Annotated in this window: 20 protein-coding genes; 11 read left to right on the top strand and 9 right to left on the bottom strand. The window is 46.2% G+C overall.

Translation table 11 applies throughout. From position 1 onward, the window contains the following. Positions 1–2 precede the first annotated feature (2 nt). Positions 3–809: an SUMF1/EgtB/PvdO family nonheme iron enzyme gene (locus tag BIZ37_RS11410; RefSeq protein WP_187461618.1), complete on the bottom strand. Its 807-nt coding sequence runs from the start codon at positions 807–809 to the stop codon at positions 3–5. A 154-nt stretch (positions 810–963) separates the two neighbouring features. On the opposite strand from BIZ37_RS11410, the gene BIZ37_RS11405 reads away from it, so the two are divergent. The 3 genes from BIZ37_RS11405 to BIZ37_RS11395 are packed head-to-tail and all read left to right on the top strand — an operon-like array spanning position 964 to position 4,563. Continuing rightward, positions 964–2,298 (top strand): anaerobic sulfatase maturase, encoded by a 1,335-nt coding sequence (locus BIZ37_RS11405; RefSeq protein WP_187461617.1) that lies wholly within the window; start codon positions 964–966, stop codon positions 2,296–2,298. Between the two features lie 14 nt (positions 2,299–2,312). Beyond that, entirely contained in the window at positions 2,313–3,344 is a 1,032-nt protein-coding gene (locus tag BIZ37_RS11400) for a tetratricopeptide repeat protein (protein WP_187461616.1), read from the top strand. Positions 3,345–3,381: 37 nt separating this feature from the next. Next, positions 3,382–4,563, top strand: coding sequence for an OmpP1/FadL family transporter (locus BIZ37_RS11395; protein WP_187461615.1), 1,182 nt, complete (start codon positions 3,382–3,384; stop codon positions 4,561–4,563). Between the two features lie 252 nt (positions 4,564–4,815). Here the strand turns inward: BIZ37_RS11395 and BIZ37_RS11390 are convergent, their stop codons facing one another. Continuing rightward, positions 4,816–5,616: a LysR family transcriptional regulator gene (locus tag BIZ37_RS11390; protein ID WP_187461614.1), complete on the bottom strand. Its 801-nt coding sequence runs from the start codon at positions 5,614–5,616 to the stop codon at positions 4,816–4,818. A 261-nt stretch (positions 5,617–5,877) separates the two neighbouring features. Between BIZ37_RS11390 and BIZ37_RS11385 the strand changes: the two genes are divergently transcribed. Further along, on the top strand, positions 5,878–7,023 hold the full coding sequence (locus tag BIZ37_RS11385) for a GGDEF domain-containing protein (RefSeq protein WP_187461613.1): 1,146 nt from the start codon (positions 5,878–5,880) through the stop codon (positions 7,021–7,023). A gap of 282 nt (positions 7,024–7,305) precedes the next feature. Here the strand turns inward: BIZ37_RS11385 and BIZ37_RS11380 are convergent, their stop codons facing one another. Both BIZ37_RS11380 and BIZ37_RS11375 read right to left on the bottom strand, forming a co-directional pair. Next, the gene (locus tag BIZ37_RS11380; protein ID WP_187461612.1) at positions 7,306–8,202 is read right to left on the bottom strand and encodes a 1,4-dihydroxy-2-naphthoyl-CoA synthase; all 897 of its coding nucleotides are present in this window, start codon (positions 8,200–8,202) and stop codon (positions 7,306–7,308) included. Positions 8,203–8,428: 226 nt separating this feature from the next. Continuing rightward, positions 8,429–9,424, bottom strand: coding sequence for an NADP-dependent oxidoreductase (locus tag BIZ37_RS11375; RefSeq protein WP_187461611.1), 996 nt, complete (start codon positions 9,422–9,424; stop codon positions 8,429–8,431). 208 nt (positions 9,425–9,632) lie between these two features. Between BIZ37_RS11375 and BIZ37_RS11370 the strand changes: the two genes are divergently transcribed. From BIZ37_RS11370 to BIZ37_RS11350, 5 genes are all read left to right on the top strand, one after another. Next, positions 9,633–10,052 carry a MarR family winged helix-turn-helix transcriptional regulator gene (locus BIZ37_RS11370; protein ID WP_187461610.1) on the top strand — a complete coding sequence of 140 codons (420 nt, stop codon included), beginning with the start codon at positions 9,633–9,635 and terminating at the stop codon, positions 10,050–10,052. 25 nt (positions 10,053–10,077) lie between these two features. Further along, the gene (locus tag BIZ37_RS11365) at positions 10,078–11,115 is read left to right on the top strand and encodes a DUF2955 domain-containing protein (RefSeq protein WP_187461609.1); all 1,038 of its coding nucleotides are present in this window, start codon (positions 10,078–10,080) and stop codon (positions 11,113–11,115) included. A 91-nt stretch (positions 11,116–11,206) separates the two neighbouring features. Continuing rightward, entirely contained in the window at positions 11,207–12,664 is a 1,458-nt protein-coding gene (locus BIZ37_RS11360) for a cryptochrome/deoxyribodipyrimidine photo-lyase family protein (protein ID WP_187461608.1), read from the top strand. A 62-nt stretch (positions 12,665–12,726) separates the two neighbouring features. Next, a complete protein-coding gene (locus BIZ37_RS11355; protein WP_187461607.1) occupies positions 12,727–15,105 on the top strand; it encodes a helicase-related protein in 2,379 nt (792 codons plus the stop codon). A gap of 144 nt (positions 15,106–15,249) precedes the next feature. Beyond that, a complete protein-coding gene (locus BIZ37_RS11350; RefSeq protein ID WP_187461606.1) occupies positions 15,250–15,549 on the top strand; it encodes a hypothetical protein in 300 nt (99 codons plus the stop codon). A gap of 116 nt (positions 15,550–15,665) precedes the next feature. On the opposite strand, the gene BIZ37_RS11345 is transcribed toward BIZ37_RS11350, so the two are convergent. Together BIZ37_RS11345 and BIZ37_RS11340 are read right to left on the bottom strand one after the other, a co-directional pair. Further along, on the bottom strand, positions 15,666–15,947 hold the full coding sequence (locus BIZ37_RS11345) for a DUF3861 domain-containing protein (RefSeq protein ID WP_187461605.1): 282 nt from the start codon (positions 15,945–15,947) through the stop codon (positions 15,666–15,668). A gap of 56 nt (positions 15,948–16,003) precedes the next feature. Beyond that, positions 16,004–16,495 (bottom strand): DUF2798 domain-containing protein, encoded by a 492-nt coding sequence (locus BIZ37_RS11340; RefSeq protein WP_187461604.1) that lies wholly within the window; start codon positions 16,493–16,495, stop codon positions 16,004–16,006. Positions 16,496–16,597: 102 nt separating this feature from the next. Between BIZ37_RS11340 and BIZ37_RS11335 the strand changes: the two genes are divergently transcribed. After that, positions 16,598–17,029: a MarR family winged helix-turn-helix transcriptional regulator gene (locus BIZ37_RS11335; RefSeq protein ID WP_187461603.1), complete on the top strand. Its 432-nt coding sequence runs from the start codon at positions 16,598–16,600 to the stop codon at positions 17,027–17,029. 66 nt (positions 17,030–17,095) lie between these two features. Here the strand turns inward: BIZ37_RS11335 and BIZ37_RS11330 are convergent, their stop codons facing one another. The 3 genes from BIZ37_RS11330 to BIZ37_RS11320 form a co-directional block, all read right to left on the bottom strand. Next, positions 17,096–17,437: a hypothetical protein gene (locus tag BIZ37_RS11330; RefSeq protein WP_187461602.1), complete on the bottom strand. Its 342-nt coding sequence runs from the start codon at positions 17,435–17,437 to the stop codon at positions 17,096–17,098. Positions 17,438–17,587: 150 nt separating this feature from the next. Continuing rightward, positions 17,588–18,049, bottom strand: coding sequence for a TerB family tellurite resistance protein (locus tag BIZ37_RS11325; protein WP_187461601.1), 462 nt, complete (start codon positions 18,047–18,049; stop codon positions 17,588–17,590). 220 nt (positions 18,050–18,269) lie between these two features. Further along, positions 18,270–18,803 (bottom strand): LA_2272 family surface repeat-containing protein, encoded by a 534-nt coding sequence (locus BIZ37_RS11320; RefSeq protein WP_107298044.1) that lies wholly within the window; start codon positions 18,801–18,803, stop codon positions 18,270–18,272. Between the two features lie 183 nt (positions 18,804–18,986). Between BIZ37_RS11320 and hrpA the strand changes: the two genes are divergently transcribed. After that, complete coding sequence (hrpA, locus tag BIZ37_RS11315; RefSeq protein WP_187461600.1) at positions 18,987–22,901, top strand: ATP-dependent RNA helicase HrpA; 3,915 nt, start codon at positions 18,987–18,989, stop codon at positions 22,899–22,901. The last annotated feature ends 228 nt before the right edge of the window (positions 22,902–23,129 follow it).

Below are 23,129 nucleotides of genomic sequence, written 5' to 3'. Positions count from 1 at the left end.
AATTAATCGGCATCCCTGACTAACCGTAATCCCATGTCAGCCATGATGATATTTTGGCTGGCAAAATCACGGCGGTAGCTTTCCGATAAACCTTCGTCATAGGCAAAGCTGCCACCACGGACAGATTTGTGGGCAAGGCCAATGTTGGTATCTTGTGCGTTGTTCGGGTTATCGCTTGAACCATAGCGGTAGAAGCCTTCATCGTAGGCATCAATAACAAACTCGCCAACGTTGCCGGTCATATCGTAAAGGCCAAGCTCGTTGGGTTGCTTTTGGCCGACAGGGTGGGCACGGTTATTGGCGTTTGCTACATACCAAGCCACATCTTCGATATTGTTGGAGCCGCTATAGGTGTAGTTTTGGCTTTTGTTGCCTCCTTTGGCAGCAAATTCCCATTCGGCTTCGGTAGGGAGCCGGTAATTGGCACCCGTTAGGGTATTGAGTTGCTTGATGAAATAATTGGCCTGCTGCCAACTGAGGTTATTCACTGGCACGTCGGGATCGCTGAAGTAACTCATTGAAGAGCCCATGACGCTTTCGAACAAAGATTGCGTTACTTCGAATTTGGAGATGTAAAAGCTATCGACTGATACTGTCCGAGCCGGTGATTCCGCTTTGCTCGCTGCTGGAAGGCTTGAGCCCATTTCAAATGACCCACCCTCGACCAATACCATATCCGATTCAATCTGCTTCATCACCGGATGGGGTTCATTGGCAAGCAGAACCTTGTTGAACCATGTTGTAGCGGCTAGCAAGATGAGACCTGAGATTGTAATAAATGCAGCTCGCTTAACGGTAGGTGATGGCATAAGGAGTCTCCGTGATTCAACAATAAGATGATTGAACTAGAGGAGAGATTGTATGCAAATTTGCCATGCCTAAAGGTTATAAGGGGTATAACAAGCACCTAGGTGTAGCACGCTTTATTATTGGCTTACTTAATTGTTTATAAGTAGGTGGAATATGCTGATTACTCAGGGCCCGCAACATAACGGCAAGGCATCGAAGCGATTACATGTGATGGCAAAACCCATTGGTGCGGCGTGCAATATCGATTGTACCTATTGTTATTATCTGAGTAAGCAGGATCTGCTGGAATATAAAAAAGGGTGCTCTCCGGTGATGGACGAGGACACCTTGGAAACCTATATCCGCCAATATATCGAAGGCCAGAACACGCCTGAGATCATCTTTTCTTGGCAGGGCGGTGAGCCGACCATGCTTGGTGTTGGTTACTTCAGAAAGGTGGTTGAGCTACAAAAGAAGTACAAGCCTGCTGGTGTGATAATTTCCAACGATCTGCAAACCAACGGCACCTTGCTCAATGATGAATGGTGTGAATTTCTAGCAGAGAACAATTTCCTGGTCGGGCTAAGCATTGACGGTCCCGAAATGCTTCACAATGCTTACCGTACCAACCGTGCAGGGCGAGGCACTTTCAAACAAGTCATGGCTGCCGTTGAGCTACTTCACAAGCACAATGTGAATTTTGCCACCTTGACATGTGTAAATAACCTGACCAGCAAGAACCCGCTAGAAGTGTACCGCTTCTTGAGAGACGAAGTGAGATCGCCACAGATCCAGTTTATTCCTATCGTCGAGCAGAAGACATTCCGTACTACCGCACCACAGAAATGGAATCCTCATGAGCAACTGCGCCAAGGCGATAAGCGTCTGAATCCGTGGCACAAAAACTCAGTTGTCGAACCCTGGTGTGTGTCTGCCGAAGGGTGGGGTGACTTCTTGATTGCAGTATTTGACGAATGGGTTCAGCACGATATCGGCAATGTCTTTGTGCAGTACTTTGAAGCCAGTGTTGAAACTTGGATGGGGCGAAAGAATCCACTTTGTACCCTGGGTGAGATTTGCGGTAAAGGGTTGGCGATGGAACCAAATGGCGATGTCTTTACTTGCGATCACTACGTATACCCTGATTATCGCGTTGGCAATATCCATCATCAAAAACTGGATGAAATGGCCTACTCAGAAGCGCAGCAAAAGTTTGGCTTTGCTAAATCACGTACATTAACCAGCCAATGCCAGCAGTGTGACTATAAATTTGCCTGTTTTGGTGAGTGCCCGAAGAATCGCTTTATTCGCACCAAAGAAGGCGAGCCCGGCCTCAACTATCTTTGTGCGGGCTGGAAGAAGTTTTTCTCCCATGCTGACAAAGCAATGGCTCTTATTCTAAGGACAACAGGACATCCAGTCGCCCATGGAAAATATTCAGATGCTGAGCTGAAAATTACGATGCCTAAACTTTCACCACGCCAGCCATATTTCCCAACTCGTTTCTAATTTGGAGTAAGACAATGATGAAGAGAGTCATAGAGTTGGTATTAGGGGTGTCATTAGCGGTTTTGATAATAGCGATGCCTTCATATGCACAAGATGTGGCGCCAGCACTTGATAGTGCCGAGCAACTGAACCCGCAGCAGCAACGGCAAGCACAGCAGATCCAGCAATGGGTAATGATTGCTCAAGACCGCAACCAAAATGATGAAAGACGTGCTGATGCTTTGCGTCAATTAGCAAGATACCCGAACCAGAATAGCCTAGTGGCGGTGGCCCGTAGCCTTCAAGATGAAAACCCACGAGTACGGGAAGCAGCAGTGGTTGCGGCTGAGCCTTATCAGTTTGCTAATCGCTGGCGTATGCTATCGCCGCTTTTAAAAGACAGTGACCAGCATGTCCGCTTGGCTGCAACGACAAATTTGATTCGCAATTACGGGGAGATGACTCCCGAACAGCAGGCAGACATGGAAAAGCCTGCAAATGGTTTGATCAAATACCTTAAAGGCAAATCCGATCCATCATCTCAATTGCTGTTGGCCGATATATACCGCTGGTATCAGCAGTTTGATGATGCGAACCGAACCTACAACACTTTGCTCGATGGCGATAAGCAAAATCCGCAAATTTGGCTAGGATTGGCAGACAACTATCGAGCTCAAGGGGAAGATCAACAAGCCAACAAGGTTTTGGTACAGGCACAAAATGTATTGCCAGAAGAAGCAAATCTGTTTTACTCCCAGGCATTGACTTTGGTCAGGCTCGAAGAGAAGAAACAGGCTGCCGATGCGATGGAAAAGGCCACCGAACTGTCTCCGGATAACAGCTACTTTTGGTATTTGAACGGAGTGCTTCAAGAGGCTTTCAATGTGGATCAAGCTACGGCCTCATTTGAAAAAGCCTATGAAATTTCCGGGGCCCCTGAGCAGTTATATGCCGTCTGTGACATTTATGTGAGGCATGGCAATCTCAAGGCTGACTCATGTTTGGAATCATTGGCCAAAGTCGCCCCCGCCTTTGTTATCGAAGAACTAAAATCTAAACGGGGCTGATAAGCCCCACCGACTAAAAATAATAAAGAGGGAGCAAATGCGACCATTAAAATTAGCAATGGCAGTGGCGTCGGTATTGGCATTGCCTGTTCAAGCGAGTGGTATATTCCTGCAGGAAGCAGTAACAGCAAATGCGGGTACAGCAGGCGCGGGTGATGGTGTCTATACCGGCTCAGCCGCCGCTATGTGGGTAAACCCAGCAACAATGAGTGGGATGGGCGAGAGTCTGACTACGTTCAACCTACTAGGTTTTGATCTCGAAATGAAATATCGAGACAACGGCGATAACGGTGATGGTAAAGCGCACTCGGTATTACCATCTGCCGGTGCATTTCACGCCCGTCAGGTGACTGATGACCTACATGTTGGCATTGCTCTTGGTGCTGTAGGCGGCTCGAGTTTGTCTTATGGCGACCAATGGGCAGGTGCAGCAGCACTTGATGAAATTACGCTTACAGCCATGCAGATTAACCCTGCCATTAGCTATCAAATCAACCCGCAATGGTCGGTTGGTGCAGGCATTCAGTTAAGTTGGGCCTCACTGGAGCAATCGACAAGCTTACTTGATATTGAAAAAGATACCGACTGGGCGTTTGGCGCTAACTTCGGTGTGATGTATCAACATGATGAGCGTCTATCAATAGGCGCTAGTTACCGAACGAAATTAGAGCATGAATTCGGTACCCGTGTTTCGGGACCCACAGATTTAGGTGTTATTAGTAGTTTGCGTACTGATATTACGGTTCCTGCTATTGCTGATATCAGTGCTAGCTATGCTGTTAATCCTCAACTGGATTTACTGGCTTCGGTCCAGTGGCACCAATGGAGCGAATGGGACAATACAGTGATGGAGTTTGGTGTCGGGCCAACAACCGTGCCGGCTATCATCGACAGGGATTGGGATGATGTATGGAAGTTTGCGGTTGGTGCTGATTATCAATTAAACAGCCAATGGCGATTGAAGGCGGGCTTCTCATACGAAACCTCTCCGCAAGACGATGCGACAAAGCAATGGGTAGATGTGCCTGTTGGCGAGCAATATCGTTATTCAGTCGGTGCTGCGACCAAATGGAATGATGTAACTATCGATATGTTTTACGAGTACGCTGATTTAGGTGAAGTCGATATCAATCGAAACTTTGATAATCTTCCACTGAGTGGTATTAACGGTACATTCGACAGCCGAATTCACTTTTTGGGTGTGAGTTTTACCTATTAAATTAAACTAATCACTTTCAAATAAAAAAGCCAAATCATGATGATTTGGCTTTTTGTTTATTTCTATCATGTCTTGTTAGTACCGATTTTCGAACTTGCTTTAGGTGCTGTTGTGCAAGTAGTTTGACTTTTTGGGAATGACTCATCACATATATTTCTAAATTTGAAAATGAATAAAGGGATTATATGAGTGATGATAGTGACTATGATGATAGTCGAAATTCCTACAGGAATAGTGTGCTAGAAGGTTAACTCAATAGCCCTCAAAGGTTTCGATCAGAGGCACCAGTAGTTTAGTCAACCATTGGATTTTTTCTGATTGTCTTCGTGACGCCTTGGTGATGATAGCGACGGTAAGGTCGATATCGTAATCGGTTTGCTGATCTTTATCTGGTGCATAACGGAGCGTGTAGCAGGTATCCATTAACTGCGTAGTAAGAATGTGGTTGTCAGTATAAATCTTTGTTTCGATTGAAGGATCGATCATCTCGTAACGGTTTTCAAACTCATTGACCCCCGAAATAATATATTTGACGTATTCACCATCGGTGTTGCCCTCAAAATGCGCTCTGCCTTTAAATAGCGGTTTCTGGTGCAATGTTTGTGGCTTGTTGTTCAAGATGTGTATGCCGATATCGACGATTTCTTCTTGAATCATCGTTTCGCTTAAAGGACTCCATTGCCGGATATCGATAACGACGTCGGTTTCCTTGCGGATTGCATCAATAATATCTTTGCCGATGGTAATCAGGTATGGCTCGATAATATGCAGGGTAATTTTGTCGAGTAATTTGGGATCAAATTCTTCAGGCTCTAAGGCAATAGTCACCTGGTCCAAAGCTGTACGCAGCCTTGGCTCAATGCTCATGGCATAACTGGTGGGAGATAACCCTTCAGCGGTTCGGACAAAGAGTGGATCATCGAGATCTTCACGAAGTTGGGCCAATACTTTTGATACGTAGGACTGCGAACGGCCAAGCTTTTGTGCAGCCCGGGTTGTTGAATGAGTTTGCATTAAAGCAAGAAAAACATGGAGCGCATTCAAATCATTCATAAATCGATAATTTTTGTTATTCCATAGATTGGATTATCCATTAATCTTAGACGAAATGAAAGCAGATTAATGTAGTGTCTCATTGGAATAACGGTAATTCCAAAGATAATAGTGATATGGATATAATGTTTTCGTCGGCTAAGGAGAGACGGTAAATATAGTTTATTCCTGAAACTCTATCCTCTATGAAGACGGTCAATAATAACCAATATGCTAGGGATTTGCCTTTATGTTTACGATGTAAGGGCATTTTTTTTATTTATGTTTTATAGAAAGACGCAATTAGAACAAAATATACAGCGGCATAATGGGAAATACCTTTTTCACCTCATTATCGCGATTGTTGTTATATCGATACTTTTGTCACAGATGACAGGTTTTTGGTTAGATGAAAGTATCATCATCGACAAAGAGATTGAGAGAGAGCATGTAAAACAATTGTTTCTCTATGGCTTTCCTGTGCTTGGTCTAGGGTTATTGTTGTCTGGGGCCATTTCAGGTCAGTCCGCTGCATACCAGAAATTAAGCATTTTGGTGATGGTGAGCATAGTTGCAACTATCCATACTCTATCGATTTCTATGTTCTCAGATATCTCTATCATCAGTTTAATAATGATCACTTTAGTTGCCAAGTTACTGGTTTTTCCCCCTTCATTTTCTATGCTGGTTTATACCATTTATATATTACAAGCTAATATGATGGTTGAGATTTTTCACTCAGGTATGGTGTTGTATTCAAACTATTACTTTTCTTTAGCAGCTATGTACGTTTGGTTGAATTATATCTCGATAAATAACTATCGTTGCTATGCCCGTGATTACAACCATGAGCAAAAGAAAAAGTCTTGGATGGCTAAGGCGGTCATCCATAACCGAGAAATAGCCGCAAAAAATATTATTCTAAAAGGGTATTCATATATTGATGAGGTGACAGGTTTATATAACAGGCGATACCTGCAAGAACAAATGACCTTGATGAATCAGGGAAGCAAGCAGTTACCATTGGGTGTGCTCCTCATTGATATTGATTATTTCAAACAGGTTAATGATGTCTATGGCCATGCAAAAGGCGATGAGTACTTAAAAAAAGTAGCTCAAGCAATGCGGAATGTCTTCAAGCGAAAAAGCGATGTCATTGCTAGGTATGGTGGCGAGGAAATTGTCGTGATGCTGACAGGGATAAGTAAAAAAGATCTGGAAGATAAAGCGAAGCAAGCATGCGAGGCTGTCACAGAGCTAGCCTTGAAACACCCGCAACGTGAATGTGTGAGTGTCAGTATCGGCGGTATCCATACTGGCGCAGATATTCACACCGCTGAATATTATCTAGATGAAGCTGATGCTTGTATGTACCAAGTAAAATCCAGTGGCCGAAATGGCTTTCTGGTGGCATCTGCTAAGCATTAGTCGTCATTGTGAATTCAAATGTCGTTAAATGACCTGTTTAATATGTGCGGAAATTTCTATCTTTCTTTTGCAAGAAGTAAGGCAGACAACGGTGAGTGTGCCTTTCAAAAGTGAGGGGGAGAGATGAAGACCTGTATTAAATGGACACTTCGATTGACTGCGCCGAGTGCCATTACTATTTTGATTGTGCTGTTGGGTATATACTTGTAGCCCCAACAGTGATGAGATAAGAAAACGCGACCCTTGAGGTCGCGTTTTTGCTTTTGACTGACTAATCGACAATTAGTAGTGCCAAGGGAACTTGCTGAAGTCCTGATCACGTTTTTCCAGGAACGCATCACGGCCTTCTTGGGCTTCATCTGTCCCGTAAGCAAGTCGTGTTGCTTCGCCGGCAAATAGCTGCTGGCCGACCAAACCATCATCTGGCAGGTTGAAGCCGTATTTGAGCATGCGCATAGCCGTTGGTGACTTGCTGTTGATTTCTTTGGCCCAGCGCAGTGCTTCTTCTTCCAGTTCGAAGTGATCAACTACTTTGTTGACCATACCCATTTCGTAAGCTTCCTGAGCACTGTAGTTGAAGCCACAGAAGAAGATTTCACGGGCACGTTTCTGGCCAATCATTTTAGCAAGGTAAGCTGAGCCGTAGCCTGAATCAAATGAAGCAACATCAGGATCAGTCTGCTTGAAGATTGCATGTTCTTTCGATGCCAGTGTCAGGTCACAGACAACGTGAAGGCTATGACCACCACCCACTGCCCAGCCTGGAACAACAGCAATGACTACTTTAGGCATAAAGCGGATCAAGCGCTGGACTTCAAGGATGTGCAGGCGACCCATGCGGGCAACGTCAGCTTTGCCGGCTTCTTCACCTTCGTATTTGTAACCGTCTTTACCGCGAATGCGCTGGTCACCGCCTGATGAGAATGACCACTGGCCTTTTTCAGAAGGGCCGTTACCTGTGATGAAAACACAGCCAACATCTGACCACTGGCGGGCATGGTCTAGTGCCGTGTAAAGCTCATCGACAGTTTTTGGTCGGAAGGCGTTAAGGCAGTTCGGGCGGTTGAATGCGACACGCACTGTACCTTGGTCTTTGGCACGGTGGTAAGTGATATCTTCAAAGTCGAACCCTGGAACCTCTTCCCAAAGCTCAGGGTTAAAAATCTCTTTGCGGCTCATGATGACAATTGCCTGAAAAATTCAAAAGGTGATGTAAGGCTAGGGAGTTACAGCTGAATGTCAATGGTTTATGAAAGAATGTGACTAGAAGGCGAATGTTTTGGGTGAGGTGGGATATTTATCCATCAACAAAGTATGGTTTATTGCGGTACTGGCCACCAGCCATGTCAAAAATGGCTGGTGGCTAATTTAACTACTCTATGCAAGCATCCAAGCTATGTAAACATCATAGCTTAACGAGCATTTTGCCTTTGTTCTTACCTTCGAATAGACCGATGAAAGCGTCTGCCGCCTGGTCAATACCTTGGTAAACCGTCTCTTCGTATTTTACTTTGCCATCGGCAATCCATTGACCCATTTGCTGTGCATATTCACCATAATGTGCCCAGTGATCGAACACGATAAAGCCCTGCATCTTGAGTTTTTTGATTATCAACATTGCCATGTTGCTTGGCCCCGGTTGTGGCTCAGTGGCATTGTATTGCGAGATCAAACCGCATACGGCAATGCGGCCATAGTCATTCATATTGTTAAGGGCTGCTTCCAAGTGCTCACCGCCAACATTTTCGAAGTAGACATCAACGCCTTGAGGTGCCACTTCAGCCAGAGCTTGGGTCAGATCTTCTGCTTCCTTGTAGTTGATGACCGCATCCACACCCAGTGAAAGAAGGTAATCTGCTTTTTCTTGCGAACCAACCGAGCCGATAACGGTACAGCCATGCATTTTGGCGATCTGGCAGGCAATGCTGCCGACAGCGCCTGAAGCCGCAGAGACAAATACAGTATCAGAAGGCTGAAGGTCGGCAATACGGAATAAACCCGTCCATGCTGTCATACCCGGCATACCCATGATTCCGAGGAATGTTTGCTCTGGAAGTGGGGTAGTTGGCAATAAGGTTAACCCAGTGCCGTCGCTGATAAAGTGGCTGCGCCATCCCAGCATGCTGCTGACTTTACTGCCGACAGGGAAGTCTGGGTTATTGGATTGGGTGACTTCGCCGATAGCGCCGCCTTCTAACACTTCGCCAATTTGGAATGGTGGGATGTAACTCTTGCGATCAATCATGCGACCTCGCATGTAAGGGTCGACAGACATCCAGGTATTTTGAACCAGTATCTCTCCCTCTTTCAGTTCCGGCAGGGCCACAGTGACAAGTTCGAAGTTATCTTTAGAAGGTGTACCTTGTGGGCGTGATGCAAGGTGGACTTGTTGGCTGTTCATTATCAATCCTTATCAGCTGTTCTAATAAATACTTTATGCAAAAAAGGTTAGCGCGCAAACTATTTGCCTATTAACTTAATGATTGATTTGGCAACTTGCAATAGCTTTGTGAGAAAATAATTTGCGCGCAATGTATTTTGATCCGCATTGAATCTGCTATCATCGCAACAGAATTGAACAATACAGATGGATAACCTCGGATCTTAGTATGGCCCAGAAGCTATCAGACAATGTGTGTTTTGCCTTGTATACCGCGTCAAATGCGCTGGTGAGGGCCTATCGTCCTTTGCTGGATGAGTTTGATCTAACCTATCCGCAATATATCGTGATGCAGTCGCTTTGGTACAACGATGGTGTCAGCTTGAAGGAAGTCTCGAATAACACTCAGCTAGACTCGGGCACATTAACTCCGATCGTAAAGCGGCTTGAGGCAAAAGCGCTGTTAACCCGTAAAGTATCCGCTGAAGATGAACGGAAAAAGGTGATTTCCCTGACCGCAGAAGGCTTGGCACTGCGTGAAAAAGCCAAAGATCTTAAGGCGCAGCTTGAGGAAAAATCTAGTATGAAACCCGAAGAGGTAGAATCGCTACGTAGGTTGTGTTTGGAACTGGCGAAAAACTTAGCTTAAGGGAAGATAGGATAGTGAAGAATCGATGAACATTGGACAAAAAGGTATTACTCCTCAATTGCAATTGACACTTACATTCACTGTCTGTGTTGCCATAACATTGTTATTTGATTGGCCCTTTTCATTTTTTTGTCCTTTGTTCAGTTTGCACATTATGATGTTGCAATTACCATCTCTCCAATTAAAAGGATACGGTAAGGTATTTATTACTGCAGCCGTTGGTGCGGTGGTTGGTGCCTTGATTGCGAAGGTTTATTCGTTGTCACCCCTGATATTTCTTCTAATTATTGCAGCAGTGATTTTTACTTGCCACCGCTTTGACAGGTTAAAGCCAAACCCTATTCATGCTCCCATTCGTGTCGTGGCAATCGTGTTGGTATCGGCGATTGGCATAGTAAACCAAGCATTAATAATGCCGTTTACCATTAGCCTACTGCTTGGTCTGGCTGTTGCCATGGTGGTTTGCTACTTAATGTATATCTTGCTACCAACCCCAATCCAAGATGGAGATTCGCACTCTGAAACTGATGCCAGTACAACTCCGATAATGATCAAAAAAGAGTGGGCGGTACTTGCGGTATTTATGCCGCTTCTCATATTGTTCACCTACACAGATTTGAAGCAGTATTATATGGTCATTGTGGCAGTGAGTGTGATTAGCTTTTACCCTGAAGTCAGTCATGTTGCTAGAATCGGCTGGGATTTCCTTCGAGCAAATTTGCTCGGTGGTGCTTTGGCGGTGGCAGGCTATATCACCTACACTCAAGCTTTGTCAGTGATTTCCAGCGAGTACCTTCTACCGCTTGCGGTGGTGTTTCTTTCCAGTTTGCTGCTGACCGCTGTCATATACAATTCCAAGGCCAAGCATTTGGCCCATTATTCATTGACGCCATTTGCCTTGCTGCTTCTGCAAGCTGACAGGTTTGATTTTAATATCTACCAGTCTTATCAATTTAGGTTGCTGAGTGTTTTCACGGCTGTTGTTTATACCTTGGTGGTGTGCTGGCTGATCAGTTGTATTTATCGCAAGGTGATACATCGGAAAACACCCCCTCATCGATAAGTGAGTTCCGGTCTTTCTGTTGTCGGTGTAAAGTTACAGATATTGATCTTTATAAGAAAAAACACCGTTGTCTTTCAAAAAGGGAAAGACAATGAAAAAATCAACGATTCAATTAGTATGGTTTAAACGTGATCTGCGATTGTGCGACCACGAACCATTATATCTCGCCTCGCTTATACCCCAGACTCCGTGTTTACTTCTCTATATCTTTGAACCAATGCTATTGGATAATCCCCACTATAGCGAAAGGCATTGGCGCTTTGTCCAGCAATCGCTTGAGCAGTTAAACGAGCAACTTGGCCGATATGGCGGCAAGGTTGTGACGGTACGAGGTGAAGCGATTTCCGTTTTCCAAACACTGCATGAGCAATTTAATATTGAGTGTGTGCGGAGCCACCAGGAGGTCGGGCTGCAGTGTACTTTTGACAGAGACCGCATAGTTGCAAATTGGTGTTCCCAGCAGGGGATACAATGGTTGGAGTCGCCAACGGGGGCAGTGATACGTGGGGCCACCTCCCGTGATGGTTGGGATAAGCATTGGCATAAATTTATGCGCTCATCGTTGGCTCTGCCAAGGCTCGAATCTATGCAATGGGTAACAGAGACCATTTTACCGCTCTATAACGCACCCAAGCAATGGAATACTCCCAACCATAGCCTGCAAACCGGCGGCGAGATTTCTGCCCACCAAGTAATGGAGAGCTTTTTTGAATCCCGAGGCAAGGGTTACGCCTTTGGTATTTCCTCGCCTTCAAAAAGCGTCGACAGTTGCTCTCGGCTTTCGCCTTACCTTGCATGGGGGAACCTAAGCCTACGGCAAGTCTATCAGGTCGTATTGGCTAACTGGAAAAAGCCAGGCTGGCGACGTTCCCTGGCTGCCTTTGCTTCGCGTCTGCATTGGCATTGTCACTTTATCCAAAAGTTCGAGTCTGAAATAGACATGGAACAAAGGCCGATCAATCGGGGCTACCAGACATTTCCTTATGAGCAAGATATCAGCTCGAAATTGCATGCATGGAAAACTGGAACAACCGGTTATCCCTTGGTTGATGCGTGTATGCGTTGCTTGATCCAAACCGGCTATATTAATTTTCGTATGCGGGCAATGCTGGTTAGTTTTCTTTGCCACCATTTGATGGTTGATTGGCGCCATGGCGTTGAACATTTAGCTTCCTTGTTCCTCGATTTCGAACCGGGTATTCATTACCCGCAGTTTCAAATGCAAGCTGGGGTAACGGGTATAAACACCATACGAATTTATAACCCGATTAAACAATCGCAGGAGCATGATCCTGATGGCTGCTTTATCCGTCACTGGGTGCCTGAAATCAGCATGCTGCCCAACGAACTTATCCATCAACCATGGCAACTGACACAGATGGAGCAGCAAATGTATCAACTGGTTTTGGGTGAAAACTATCCTGAACCCATTGTGGCTATCGAGCACAGTGGCCGCAAGGCACGAGAGCTTTATTGGAAGTGGCGCAAGAACACCATGGTCAAGCAAGAGGCAACCCGTATCCTGCAACGACACGTCAGGACAACTTAGTCATGACATGGTCTGTAAAACTTGCCACAATACGGGTATGTTGTTGATGCAAAACCTTTGCTATGTCTATCTCTCTACCTATTGATTCGCTTAAAGCCCAGTTCCTCGAACGCCTTTCCCACACCCACCTTGTTGTTTCTGCCGAAACCGGTTCGGGTAAATCGACCCGTTTACCCGTTTGGGCGGCAGAGCAGGGAAGGGTGCTTGTTGTTGAACCAAGGCGAGTCGCGTGCCGTTCTTTGGCTGAGTTTGTCGCCAGCGAGAGGAACGAAAGTGTTGGTGAGTCGATAGGTTATGCCATCCGCTTTGAAAATACGTACTCTGATGACTCTCAAGTCGTTTTTGTTACTCCGGGCGTGGCATTGCGGTGGTTGAGTGAAGATGGTCTTGCAGGTTTTGCCACTATCATCATTGATGAATTTCACGAACGCCGCTGGGACACGGATCTGTTGCTGGCGATGCTTAAGCAAAAGGATACCCACAAACTAGTGGTGACATCGGCAACGCTTGATAGTGAACGGTTAGCCTCTTACCTTCAGGGTGAATGCCTTAATGCCAAAGGTCGCAATTTTCAGGTGGCTGTCGAGCATCTCGCTTCAGATAGCCGCAATATGCCGGATATCCGGTACATCGAGAATAAAGTCAAAGAGGCGGTGCTCACAAGGTATGAGAACCATCAGGATATTTTGGTTTTCTTGCCGGGCCGAAAAGAAATCGCTCAATGCTTATCAACCCTAAAACAGGCCTTCAGGGAGCAAGTTGACCTTGGAATACTTGATATTATCCCGTTGCATGCCTCTGTAAGTGATGATGAGCGCCACCGCGCACTGACTGAAAGTGATAAGCAGCGTATTATTTTGGCGACCAATGTTGCGGAAACTTCGCTGACTATTCCTGGCGTTACCTTGATTGTTGATACCGGATTGGAGCGAAGGACACACCAACGCAATGGTCGAACGGTACTCGGTTTGCACGCTATTTCAAAAGCCAGTGCCGAGCAGCGCAAGGGGCGGGCAGGACGTGTTACCGATGGCACCTGTGTGAGGTTATTTGGTAAGGCTGCGCCGCTGGAGTTAATCACGCCACCAGAGATGCACCGCGAAGAACTGGTTGAGCCGATGCTGGCAGCTGCATGCTGCGGCTTTCCGCTAAATACCTTGGACTTTGTCGATACTTTGCCTGATAAGTCTTTATTGATTGCCAAAGATAAACTTCTGCAAATGCAGGCGATTGATGATAAGGGCAATTCAACCGAGCATGGTCAAATTCTGTATCCCTTGCCGATAGATACCTTGTTTGCTCACCTGATCACCGCAATGGCGGACAAAGCTAGCCGCGAGGCAATGGTCGATTTGGCAGCATCGCTGAGTGTTTACCAACGCATATGGCAAATGCCATCCGGCGAGGAAGCCCGTGAAAAGCTGGCACAGTGGGAGACTAATCATTGTGACGCGATGGCACTTATCAAGCTACTTCGCGGCAGTGAACCCGAATGGCTGACTTTTGACAAAGAGGTGCTGGCAGAGGCGCGGATGCTATCAGGACAAATGCGCGAAGCGCTTGGCTTACCGGCTCTGGAAGTGGCTACGTCGGTGAAAAGGGATTCATGGCTACAGGCGGTAATGAAAGCCGCTCCCGAGCTTGTATTTGTTCGCAGGCAAAAGCGTCGGCAAGCATTGGGTAACGGGTATAGTGAAGTCAGCATTGGCCGTGATAGCCGGTACCCAGAAAGTGCTGAGGCAGCGGTTGTTTTTGACCAGTTTGCTTTGCCGGGCAAAGGGGTGAAGCAGAATTTAGTATTGGCTACCTGTATGGCTCCCGTTCCCCTTGCGCTGATGAACCAACTTGAAATGGGCGACGAAGCTTATGGCGAAACACAAGTCGGTGAGCAAGGCTGCTTGGTTGAAAAGCAAAGGGTTTATGCCGGGCGTGTGATCTATTCTGAGTGGGTGGCACCGCAGGGTGCCTCCGCCCATGACACATATATCGATATGATCCTGAATGGCTCAATATTGCATGGGCTTGGTGAAAAAATCACAGCTGATATCCACCAGTGGAATTTGTATTTAGCCTTGGGCAACTATCAGGCGGATGTTTGCACTCGTGCTGCTGAGGCTGTCGATGTCCGTCAATGGTTGGGCGAACAGATTGAAGCGTTAGGGGTAGAATCTGCCGAAGATTTCGAACTATTTACGACGGATGATTTCATTTTTGATGGCATTCCACAGTGGGAGCGAGCCGATTTTGATCAAGCGTTTCCCTACAAGGTAGCCTTGACCGATCTGACGATGCGAATCGAATATCACATACCGCGCAAATTGGTGCTGGCTATCCATGAGAGCGGTAACCGCAAGGCTGACCCAAAACGTTGGGAGCTTCCACGTTGGCAAGGCTGGAAGGTACAGTATCGCAAGGCCAGCCGCACCATCGATGTGCGCTAGCAAAATCTATTACGACTGCTTTCCTATTTCCTCCATTAAAGCTCAATATGATTGTCACATTGACGTGTAATTAATGATGGAGGATATAAAGCGACCAAGACCGTTAGGTATCAAAGGTTGCACCAGCCTTTTAGGGAGATAGGAATGCAGTTAAATTGGCATGAAAATGTGTGTGCAATGAAGCTATTGGGTTTTGATGTAAATGTTGAGCAATTGCAGGGAAAGCATACCTATTTCAAAGCCAAGGTAAGCGTCGGAAAGCGTTACCCGGTACGCTTAGCGGATATCAGCGACGAGTATCTGGAAGGTGTCATGGGACAAGTTTTCGATGCCGTTGAAACCGCGCCGATGTCTGCCAAAGATATATCGAAGCAAGCTAATTCATTGAAGTACAGCGGCTGTTTTGAAGGTTTGCACGCTTTGATTCGAGAGAGTCAGATCTAGTTAGAGTTAATACAGCTTAGTTGAAAGTGTAACTAGATGTTCCATATAAACCTGAAGCTGCCTGTCATGCTTGGATATCAAGACAAGGGCAGCTCTGGTTTATTCACCGAATAACGTTAGCTTTTGTTTTTCAGCTTAGCTTTCAGACCTTTCATGAATGTGCCGAAATGCGGGAAGAATTCTGCAAACAATGGGTGTTTGCGATCTTTCATCATCATTGGGCCAAGCAGACGCAGAGCAATCCCTAGACGGGTCGAGTCGTTTTCATCCAATCCGCTGCCGTGCTTAATAGCATCGACAATGGCAAACATATCTTCACGATCTTCAAACTCGAACTGCATAGTGGCAGCATTGTCTTCGTTGGTTCGTTCGATAGTAATACGGTAGTTGTGTTTCATATTTAGCTCCGGTGTTTTAGTCGGTTAAGTCGTTATATCAATTTGAAAATTTGGGGTTAGCTTTTTAGAAAGCGTTCAACCTTAGGCTTAATAGTCATTGAGATAATGGTGATCAAGGCCAAGCCAACAGGCAGAGCGGCAATAAAACCCTGCAACCAGCTATTTGCAAAAAGCGCCATATCGTCAAAACCGATGTTGTTTGCGGTAGTGGTGAAGGCCATCATAGATTCCATTATCACAGCCATATTCAGGCCCACTACCAGATTTCGTCTTTTCTCACTGGAATTGGGCATCAATTTGCCTATCAGCTTGGTGACTAAAGTCATCATCACCAAACCAAACGGCATCATGACCAATACTGTTTTCAGGAATGAGCTGAACCAGGCGGCAAAGAATGTTTCGGTGTAGCCGACGTTCATATATGTCATTACCCCGGTCAATGTGCCACCCATTAGGGTCATCATGCCCAGCACAACTAGTACTTTGTAGATCAATGGGGTTTTCTTTTGATTGGGGAATGGGGCTGTCATCGTTGTTTCTGCAGTCATCGAGATTCTCCAGTCTTGAAATTTCGCTCAATTAAGTTGATAATGTCAACTATAGTGGTTTGGTTGATAATGTCAACTATATTTTTATTTGAGGAACACCGGATGTCAGAGTCAAAGTCACTCGAAAGTTTGTTTCAGTTAGTCCATATGCTCAAACGCCACATGCATGAACATATAGAGCAGCTGGATTTGAACATCACCCCAATGCACCTTCGCGTACTTAAAATTATTAATAAAAAACAATCATGTACCGCGATTGATATTGCCCAATTCTTAAACCGGGACAAAGCACAGGTAACGCGTTTGCTAAATGAATTGATCAAGCAGGGCTTGATTGAGAAAGTGCCGAATCCTGAAGACAAACGAAGTCAACGTTTATTGGTTACCAGCGAAGGAATGGCGATCTTGGCGCAGCTTGAGACTATCGATTCAAAGATGAATGACAAGATGATGAGAGGAATTTCTCAAAAGGAGCTGGAAGAATTTGAGCGTATCACCGGGTTGATGAGTGATAACTTGTCGAAAGCCGAATAGAGTAATGAGCCGGCAGGGCATTTTCTGCCGGCTTGAAATTCTTCAAAATCGTCACATAAGAAACGACTAGCCCGTTACCACCTCAACTGGGCCATGATCATCGCAGTGGTCACCATGCTGATGGTGCAAACGGCCGTTTACGATGTAATCGACATGGTCACCGTGTTGGATCGCTTCATGCCCGCAACCAGGACCGTGCACATGGTCTCCGCAGTGGTGGGCTGAATTACATTCAGTAGGGTGTTCAGCATCGACTTCAATCGCGTGGTCGTCGCAGTGATCACCGTGCGGATGGTGCAAGTGGCCGTCGACAAGATAGTCGACATGATCACCATGTTTAATTGCGGTGTGACCACAATTTGGTCCATGGGTATGCTCAGGGTGAGAATGGGTATGGGAACATGACATTTCGAAATCTCCTTATTGCTTTTTATGTCTTTGTAACCTCTAAATTATAGTACGTTATATATGCAATTAAGTGCTTTGCTGTCAAAGTCTTGAGTTTGAGCACGTAAAATGAAGATGACAGCAACAAAAGCTGTCTTTGATTCATATTTACTATTCGTTTTCCAAGCTATTCTGCACGGCTAATTTTGCCCGGATGTACTCTGAGTGGTCGACATAGATAAGCTCGGCAACTTGGCGGATCACCGCTTCTTCCATCGGGTCTAGCACACCATCGGCATAGGCAACTTGCCACATGGCTTCAATGAGTTCGAAGCGTTGCTCGGGTTGTAGGGAGCGGAGTTTACTGGTGAAATCATACAGCGAGACAGATGATTTGCTCTGAAGGAGTGCTTTTTCCAACAGTGCGTCGGCATTCTCTTCACTGATATCAAGAAGGTAAACAAGTTGGTGGCGTTTGGCTTGGATTTCTCTTGGATCGTCACTGTGATCGGCATTTGAAACTTCACAAAGCAAGCATGCCATGGAAAGGTGGAGAGTTGGGGTATCGACAGCACCGCCATCGGTGCCTTCATTCATCACTTGGCGGAAAATTGTACGCAATTGTTTGAACATGCTGAGCCTCAGGTTTCATTTCTATTAAGTATAAGACTCTTTAGTCGGGTACGGAGTTCCTTAGTTGTGGCTTAGTTGGATGTTTAGTCAGCAATTATTCAACAATAGTTGTCAGCAGAAAGTTGGGGTTAGCTTAGTGGGGGAAGGAGAAAGTGAAAGAAGTCTGGAGATGGACTCCAGACTATAATTACCAGTCATGCCGGACTGTTAACGACTGTTATTAGAAACGGGCGTTAATAATTGGGAATACTGGGATATCTTTGCTGACGAAGGTACCAGACTTGTCATAGTTGATTAGACCAATCTGGACACCTTTTTCGATGCGGTCAGTGGCGTTGATGAAGCCAAGCTGCAGGCCGTTAAGGCTACCTGCGTAGTTAAGCGCGCCGAACTGAAGACCTGTGAACTGGCTGCCAGTGTAGTTGGCAAAACCAAAATCAGCACCTGCTGCTGTGTTGTCGTTCCAGTTAGCTAAACCGAACTTAACACCTGTAGAGTTGCCAGTTACACGGTTTGCACCGAATAGGATACCGAAGCTCAAGCCTTTGAAAGTTTGCGATTCAGCAAGACCAAGCATAGGTAGCTGGAAACCAGTAACAGATGGAGTCTGTCCGTATAGAAGAGAAGCGCGGAAACCGTGAACATTGCCGTCAGGTAGGTTATTGCCAGGTACTGAAAGCTGTACAGGTTGGTTAGCAAAAGCAGGTGATGCCATCACAGCTGCCAGCGCAAGGCTAACTAGTGTTTTTTTCATTATTTTTACTCTATGGAATGAAGTTGCGACAAAATAATACCTGAAGTCATATTTGTGCTGCAAATTAAGTCATACATATTAGCGAAAAATTTGGCTGCAATTCTCGTATGCCGCAAAACCACAGAGTTGTGGTAGAATTCGTCCAATTTTGTGAAATACCCAGCTGAAATATCAGGAATTCCATTGACTCAGTCGAATACTCCTCAGGCTAACGTTTTAAACAACGAAAAAACCCTCAAAGCTGCGATTAAAGATTGCATGATGCGCGATCAGTTTCGTTTGCACAAACGTGTGCAAGGTGCAGCAAGGATCAAGAAAGAGCAGGCAAGGCATGCTGTGTTTGACGAAATCGCGCTAGATATCGCCAAATCAATGCAAACCGTGCAGATGCGTGCGACCCAGCGACCGACAATCTCTTACCCAGAGCAATTGCCGGTCAGCCAGAAAAAAGACGAAATCGCCGAGGCGATTAAAAACAACCAGGTTGTGATTGTCGCCGGTGAAACCGGTTCGGGTAAAACGACCCAGCTACCAAAAATCTGTTTGGAGCTAGGGCTCGGCACCAAGGGCATGATTGGTCATACCCAGCCTCGCCGATTAGCGGCCCGCTCAGTCGCAAGCCGTATTGCTGAAGAGCTTCAGTGTGAGCTAGGCTCTTACGTCGGCTATAAGGTTCGATTCAACGACAAAGTGTCGGATCGTAGCCAAGTCAAGCTGATGACCGATGGTATCTTGCTGGCCGAGATCCAAAACGACCGTTTCTTGAACCAATATGACACCATCATTATCGATGAGGCCCACGAACGTAGCCTCAACATCGATTTTATCATGGGTTATCTGCGTGAATTGCTACCAAAGCGCCCAGATCTAAAAGTCATTATTACGTCGGCAACTATCGATCCGGAGCGTTTTTCCAAGCACTTCTTCAATGCCCCGATTATTGAAGTTTCAGGCCGTACTTACCCTGTGGAAGTGCGTTACCGTCCGGTTTCCGAAGATGGAGACGATAGTGATCGCGACCAACTTCAAGCTATTTTTGATGCAGTAGACGAACTGTGCGATGAAGGCTTGGGCGATATCCTGATCTTTATGAACGGTGAGCGGGAGATCCGCGATACTGCCGATGCGCTAGAGAAACGCAACCTGCGGGATACCGAAATTCTGCCACTGTATGCTCGGTTGTCGGCCGGTGAGCAGAACCGAGTGTTCCAAACTCATGCCGGTCGTCGTATCGTGCTTTCAACTAACGTTGCAGAGACATCTTTGACTGTACCGGGGATTCGATATGTTATCGACCCGGGTACTGCGCGTATCAGCCGATACAGCTACCGTACCAAAGTACAGCGCCTACCGATCGAGCGTGTGTCTCAGGCGAGTGCCAACCAGCGTAAAGGTCGATGTGGCCGTGTAGCTGAAGGTATCTGTATCCGCCTTTACTCAGAAGAGGACTTTCTGTCACGCCCTGAGTTTACCGACCCAGAGATCCTTCGTACCAACCTTGCATCTGTTATCTTGCAGATGACGGCAATTGGCCTTGGTGATATTCAAGCTTTCCCGTTCGTTGAAGCGCCGGACAACCGCAATATCCAAGATGGTATCCGCCTCTTGGAAGAGTTGGGTGCGATTAACACCAAGGCAAAAGATCCGCGTAAGCGTTTGTCGCAGATTGGCCGACAGTTGGCCCGATTACCGATTGACCCACGTTTGGCGCGTATGGTGTTGGAAGCGCCGAAGCAGGGTTCTTTACGCGAAGTGATGATCATTGCTTGTGCACTGTCTATTCAAGACCCACGTGAGCGTCCTTCTGACAAGCAGCAAGCTTCGGATGAAAAGCACCGTCGTTTCTACGACAAAGAATCAGACTTCGTGACTTTTGTTAACCTGTGGGATTACATCCAAGAGCAGCAAAAAGCGTTGTCAGGCAACCAGTTCCGCCGCCAGTGTAAGAAAGATTACCTGAACTACCTGCGTGTCCGTGAATGGCAGGATATCTACTACCAGGTCAGCCAAGTCGTTAAAGAACTAGAGTTCCGCATCAATGAGCAGGAAGCCAGCTATCAAGGCATCCACACTGCGATTTTGTCCGGCATGCTTTCGCATATTGGCCTTAAAGATCAGGAAAAGAACGAGTATCAAGGTGCGCGAAATGCTCGCTTTAATATCTTCCCGGGCTCTGGCATCTTCAAGAAGCAGCCTAAGTGGGTAATGGTTGCAGAGTTGGTTGAAACCTCACGTTTGTGGGGCCGTATTGCCGCCAAGATCCAACCTGAGTGGGTGGAGCCTTTGGCTGAGCACCTGCTTAAGCGCAGCTACAGTGAGCCGCACTGGGAGAAGAAACAAGCTGCCGTTGCAGCCTTCGAGAAAGTGACGATTTACGGTATTCCTGTTGTTGCCAAGCGTAAGGTCAATTACGGCAAGATTGATCCGGTTATTTCTCGTGAGCTGTTCATCCGTTCGGCGTTGGTAGAAGGGGATTGGGAAACCAAGCACAAGTTCTACCAGCAGAATCGCAAGCTATTGCGCGAAATTGAAGAGCTGGAGCATAAATCACGTCGTCGTGACATCTTGATTGATGACGATGAGCTGTTTAATTTCTACGATCAGCGAATTGACCACACTGTGGTTTCAGGCCGCCATTTTGATACGTGGTGGAAGAAAGCCTCGCGTGACAATGCCGAGCTGCTTAATTTCGAACGCGAAATGCTGTTCAAGGGCGATGCGAGTCATATCACCGATTTGGATTACCCGAACTTCTGGCATCAGGGCAACCTGAAGCTTAAGCTGAGCTATCAGTTCGAACCGGGTGAAGACAGTGACGGTGTAACGGTGCATGTACCGTTGCCTATCTTGAACCAAGTCGAAACCGATGGTTTTGATTGGCAGATCCCGGGTCTGCGCCAGGAGTTGATCGTTGCGCTGATCAAGTCACTGCCAAAACCTGTTCGTCGTAACTTCGTTCCTGCACCAAACTACGCCGATGCTTTCCTTGCGCGCGCAGAAGCTATGGCAATGCCACTGCTGGATTCACTTGAGAAAGAACTCAAGCGAATTTCTGGTGTGACGGTGTTGCGCGAAGACTGGAATCTTGATCAAGTACCTGATCACCTGAAGATCACATACCGAGTGGTTGATCACCGTAACCGTAAGTTGCGCGAGAGCAAAGATCTTTACAGCCTGAAAGACGGTCTGAAAGAGAAGGTCCAGGAAACCCTGTCCAAAGTTGCCGATGACGATATCGAGCAGGAAGGGCTGAAGACCTGGAGCTTTGGTGAGTTGCCAGAGCGTTACCAGCAAAAACGCGGCGGTTTCGAAGTGAAAGCTTACCCTGCGATTGTTGATAACAAAGACTCTGTGGGTATCAAACTGTTTGAAACCGAAGAAGAGCAGCGTACCGCGATGCAGCAAGGCCAGCGTCGTTTGGTCTTGCTCAATGTACCTTCGCCGATCAAATACCTGCATGCCAACTTGCCGAACAAGTCGAAGTTAGGTCTGTACTTCAACCCTTATGGTCGGGTCATGGATTTGATTGATGACTGTATTGCCTGTGGTATCGATAAGCTAATCGAAGAGAAGGGCGGTTTAGTATGGCAACCAGAGGCTTTCGAAACACTGAAAGAGCATGTTCGTGGTGAACTTGGTGATACCGTAGTAGATATTGCCAAGCAGGTAGAAGAGATTCTGACCACAGCATTCAATATCAATAAGAAGTTGAAAGGCCGTGTAGATTTGACGATGGCATTTGCGCTTTCGGATATCAAGGCACAGATTGAAGGGCTGATTTTCAAAGGCTTTGCTACTGAATGTGGTTGGAAGAAATTGCCAGATATCCTTCGCTACATGCGTGCTATTGAGCGCCGTATGGAAAAACTGCCAATTGATCCTAACAAAGACCGTATGCATATCATGAAGATTGAGTCGGTGGTATCTGATTATAAAGAACTGCTGAACAAGATCCCTAAAGGTCAGCCTGTGCCTGAGAAGGTTAAGGAGATCCGTTGGATGATTGAGGAGTTGCGTGTCAGTTATTTTGCCCAGCAGTTGGGTACGCCTTACCCGGTATCAGACAAGCGAGTGCGTAATGCGATAAGCGATTGTTAATCAACTCTGATTAACCGTGCTTTTGACATTAGCCACTCAATAACAATAGCAATAGCAACCCAACTCGGGTTGCTATTTTTTTATCCATTTATCATGATGTTAATAATTATCATTGCTTGGTTAATCTGATTTACCTCAAATATTCTAACAGCGAATATTTGCCACTCTTGGTGATCAAAATACCACTTTATGGGTATGGGTTTTGATGCTGATATATCTGTTGATATT

It is taken from the genome of Photobacterium sp. BZF1 (genome assembly GCF_014349205.1).
In the GTDB taxonomy this organism is placed as follows: Bacteria; Pseudomonadota; Gammaproteobacteria; order Enterobacterales; family Vibrionaceae; genus Photobacterium.
The sequence above is the reverse complement of the archived record's forward strand: the minus strand, read 5'-3'. Positions and strand labels throughout refer to the sequence as shown.

Excerpts from the sequence above, each read along its gene's own strand:
- BIZ37_RS11365 (WP_187461609.1), top strand. The coding sequence starts at position 10,078 with ATGAACATTGGACAAAAAGGTATTACTCCTCAATTGCAATTGACACTT.
- BIZ37_RS11395 (WP_187461615.1), top strand. The coding sequence starts at position 3,382 with ATGCGACCATTAAAATTAGCAATGGCAGTGGCGTCGGTATTGGCATTG.
- BIZ37_RS11390 (WP_187461614.1), bottom strand. The coding sequence starts at position 5,616 with ATGAATGATTTGAATGCGCTCCATGTTTTTCTTGCTTTAATGCAAACT.
- BIZ37_RS11385 (WP_187461613.1), top strand. The coding sequence starts at position 5,878 with ATGTTTTATAGAAAGACGCAATTAGAACAAAATATACAGCGGCATAAT.
- BIZ37_RS11320 (WP_107298044.1), bottom strand. The coding sequence starts at position 18,803 with ATGAAAAAAACACTAGTTAGCCTTGCGCTGGCAGCTGTGATGGCATCA.
- BIZ37_RS11335 (WP_187461603.1), top strand. The coding sequence starts at position 16,598 with ATGTCAGAGTCAAAGTCACTCGAAAGTTTGTTTCAGTTAGTCCATATG.
- BIZ37_RS11405 (WP_187461617.1), top strand. The coding sequence starts at position 964 with ATGCTGATTACTCAGGGCCCGCAACATAACGGCAAGGCATCGAAGCGA.
- BIZ37_RS11370 (WP_187461610.1), top strand. The coding sequence starts at position 9,633 with ATGGCCCAGAAGCTATCAGACAATGTGTGTTTTGCCTTGTATACCGCG.
- BIZ37_RS11350 (WP_187461606.1), top strand. The coding sequence starts at position 15,250 with ATGCAGTTAAATTGGCATGAAAATGTGTGTGCAATGAAGCTATTGGGT.
- BIZ37_RS11360 (WP_187461608.1), top strand. The coding sequence starts at position 11,207 with ATGAAAAAATCAACGATTCAATTAGTATGGTTTAAACGTGATCTGCGA.
- BIZ37_RS11375 (WP_187461611.1), bottom strand. The coding sequence starts at position 9,424 with ATGAACAGCCAACAAGTCCACCTTGCATCACGCCCACAAGGTACACCT.
- BIZ37_RS11340 (WP_187461604.1), bottom strand. The coding sequence starts at position 16,495 with ATGACTGCAGAAACAACGATGACAGCCCCATTCCCCAATCAAAAGAAA.
- BIZ37_RS11330 (WP_187461602.1), bottom strand. The coding sequence starts at position 17,437 with ATGTCATGTTCCCATACCCATTCTCACCCTGAGCATACCCATGGACCA.
- BIZ37_RS11400 (WP_187461616.1), top strand. The coding sequence starts at position 2,313 with ATGATGAAGAGAGTCATAGAGTTGGTATTAGGGGTGTCATTAGCGGTT.
- BIZ37_RS11410 (WP_187461618.1), bottom strand. The coding sequence starts at position 809 with ATGCCATCACCTACCGTTAAGCGAGCTGCATTTATTACAATCTCAGGT.
- BIZ37_RS11380 (WP_187461612.1), bottom strand. The coding sequence starts at position 8,202 with ATGAGCCGCAAAGAGATTTTTAACCCTGAGCTTTGGGAAGAGGTTCCA.
- BIZ37_RS11355 (WP_187461607.1), top strand. The coding sequence starts at position 12,727 with ATGTCTATCTCTCTACCTATTGATTCGCTTAAAGCCCAGTTCCTCGAA.
- BIZ37_RS11345 (WP_187461605.1), bottom strand. The coding sequence starts at position 15,947 with ATGAAACACAACTACCGTATTACTATCGAACGAACCAACGAAGACAAT.
- BIZ37_RS11325 (WP_187461601.1), bottom strand. The coding sequence starts at position 18,049 with ATGTTCAAACAATTGCGTACAATTTTCCGCCAAGTGATGAATGAAGGC.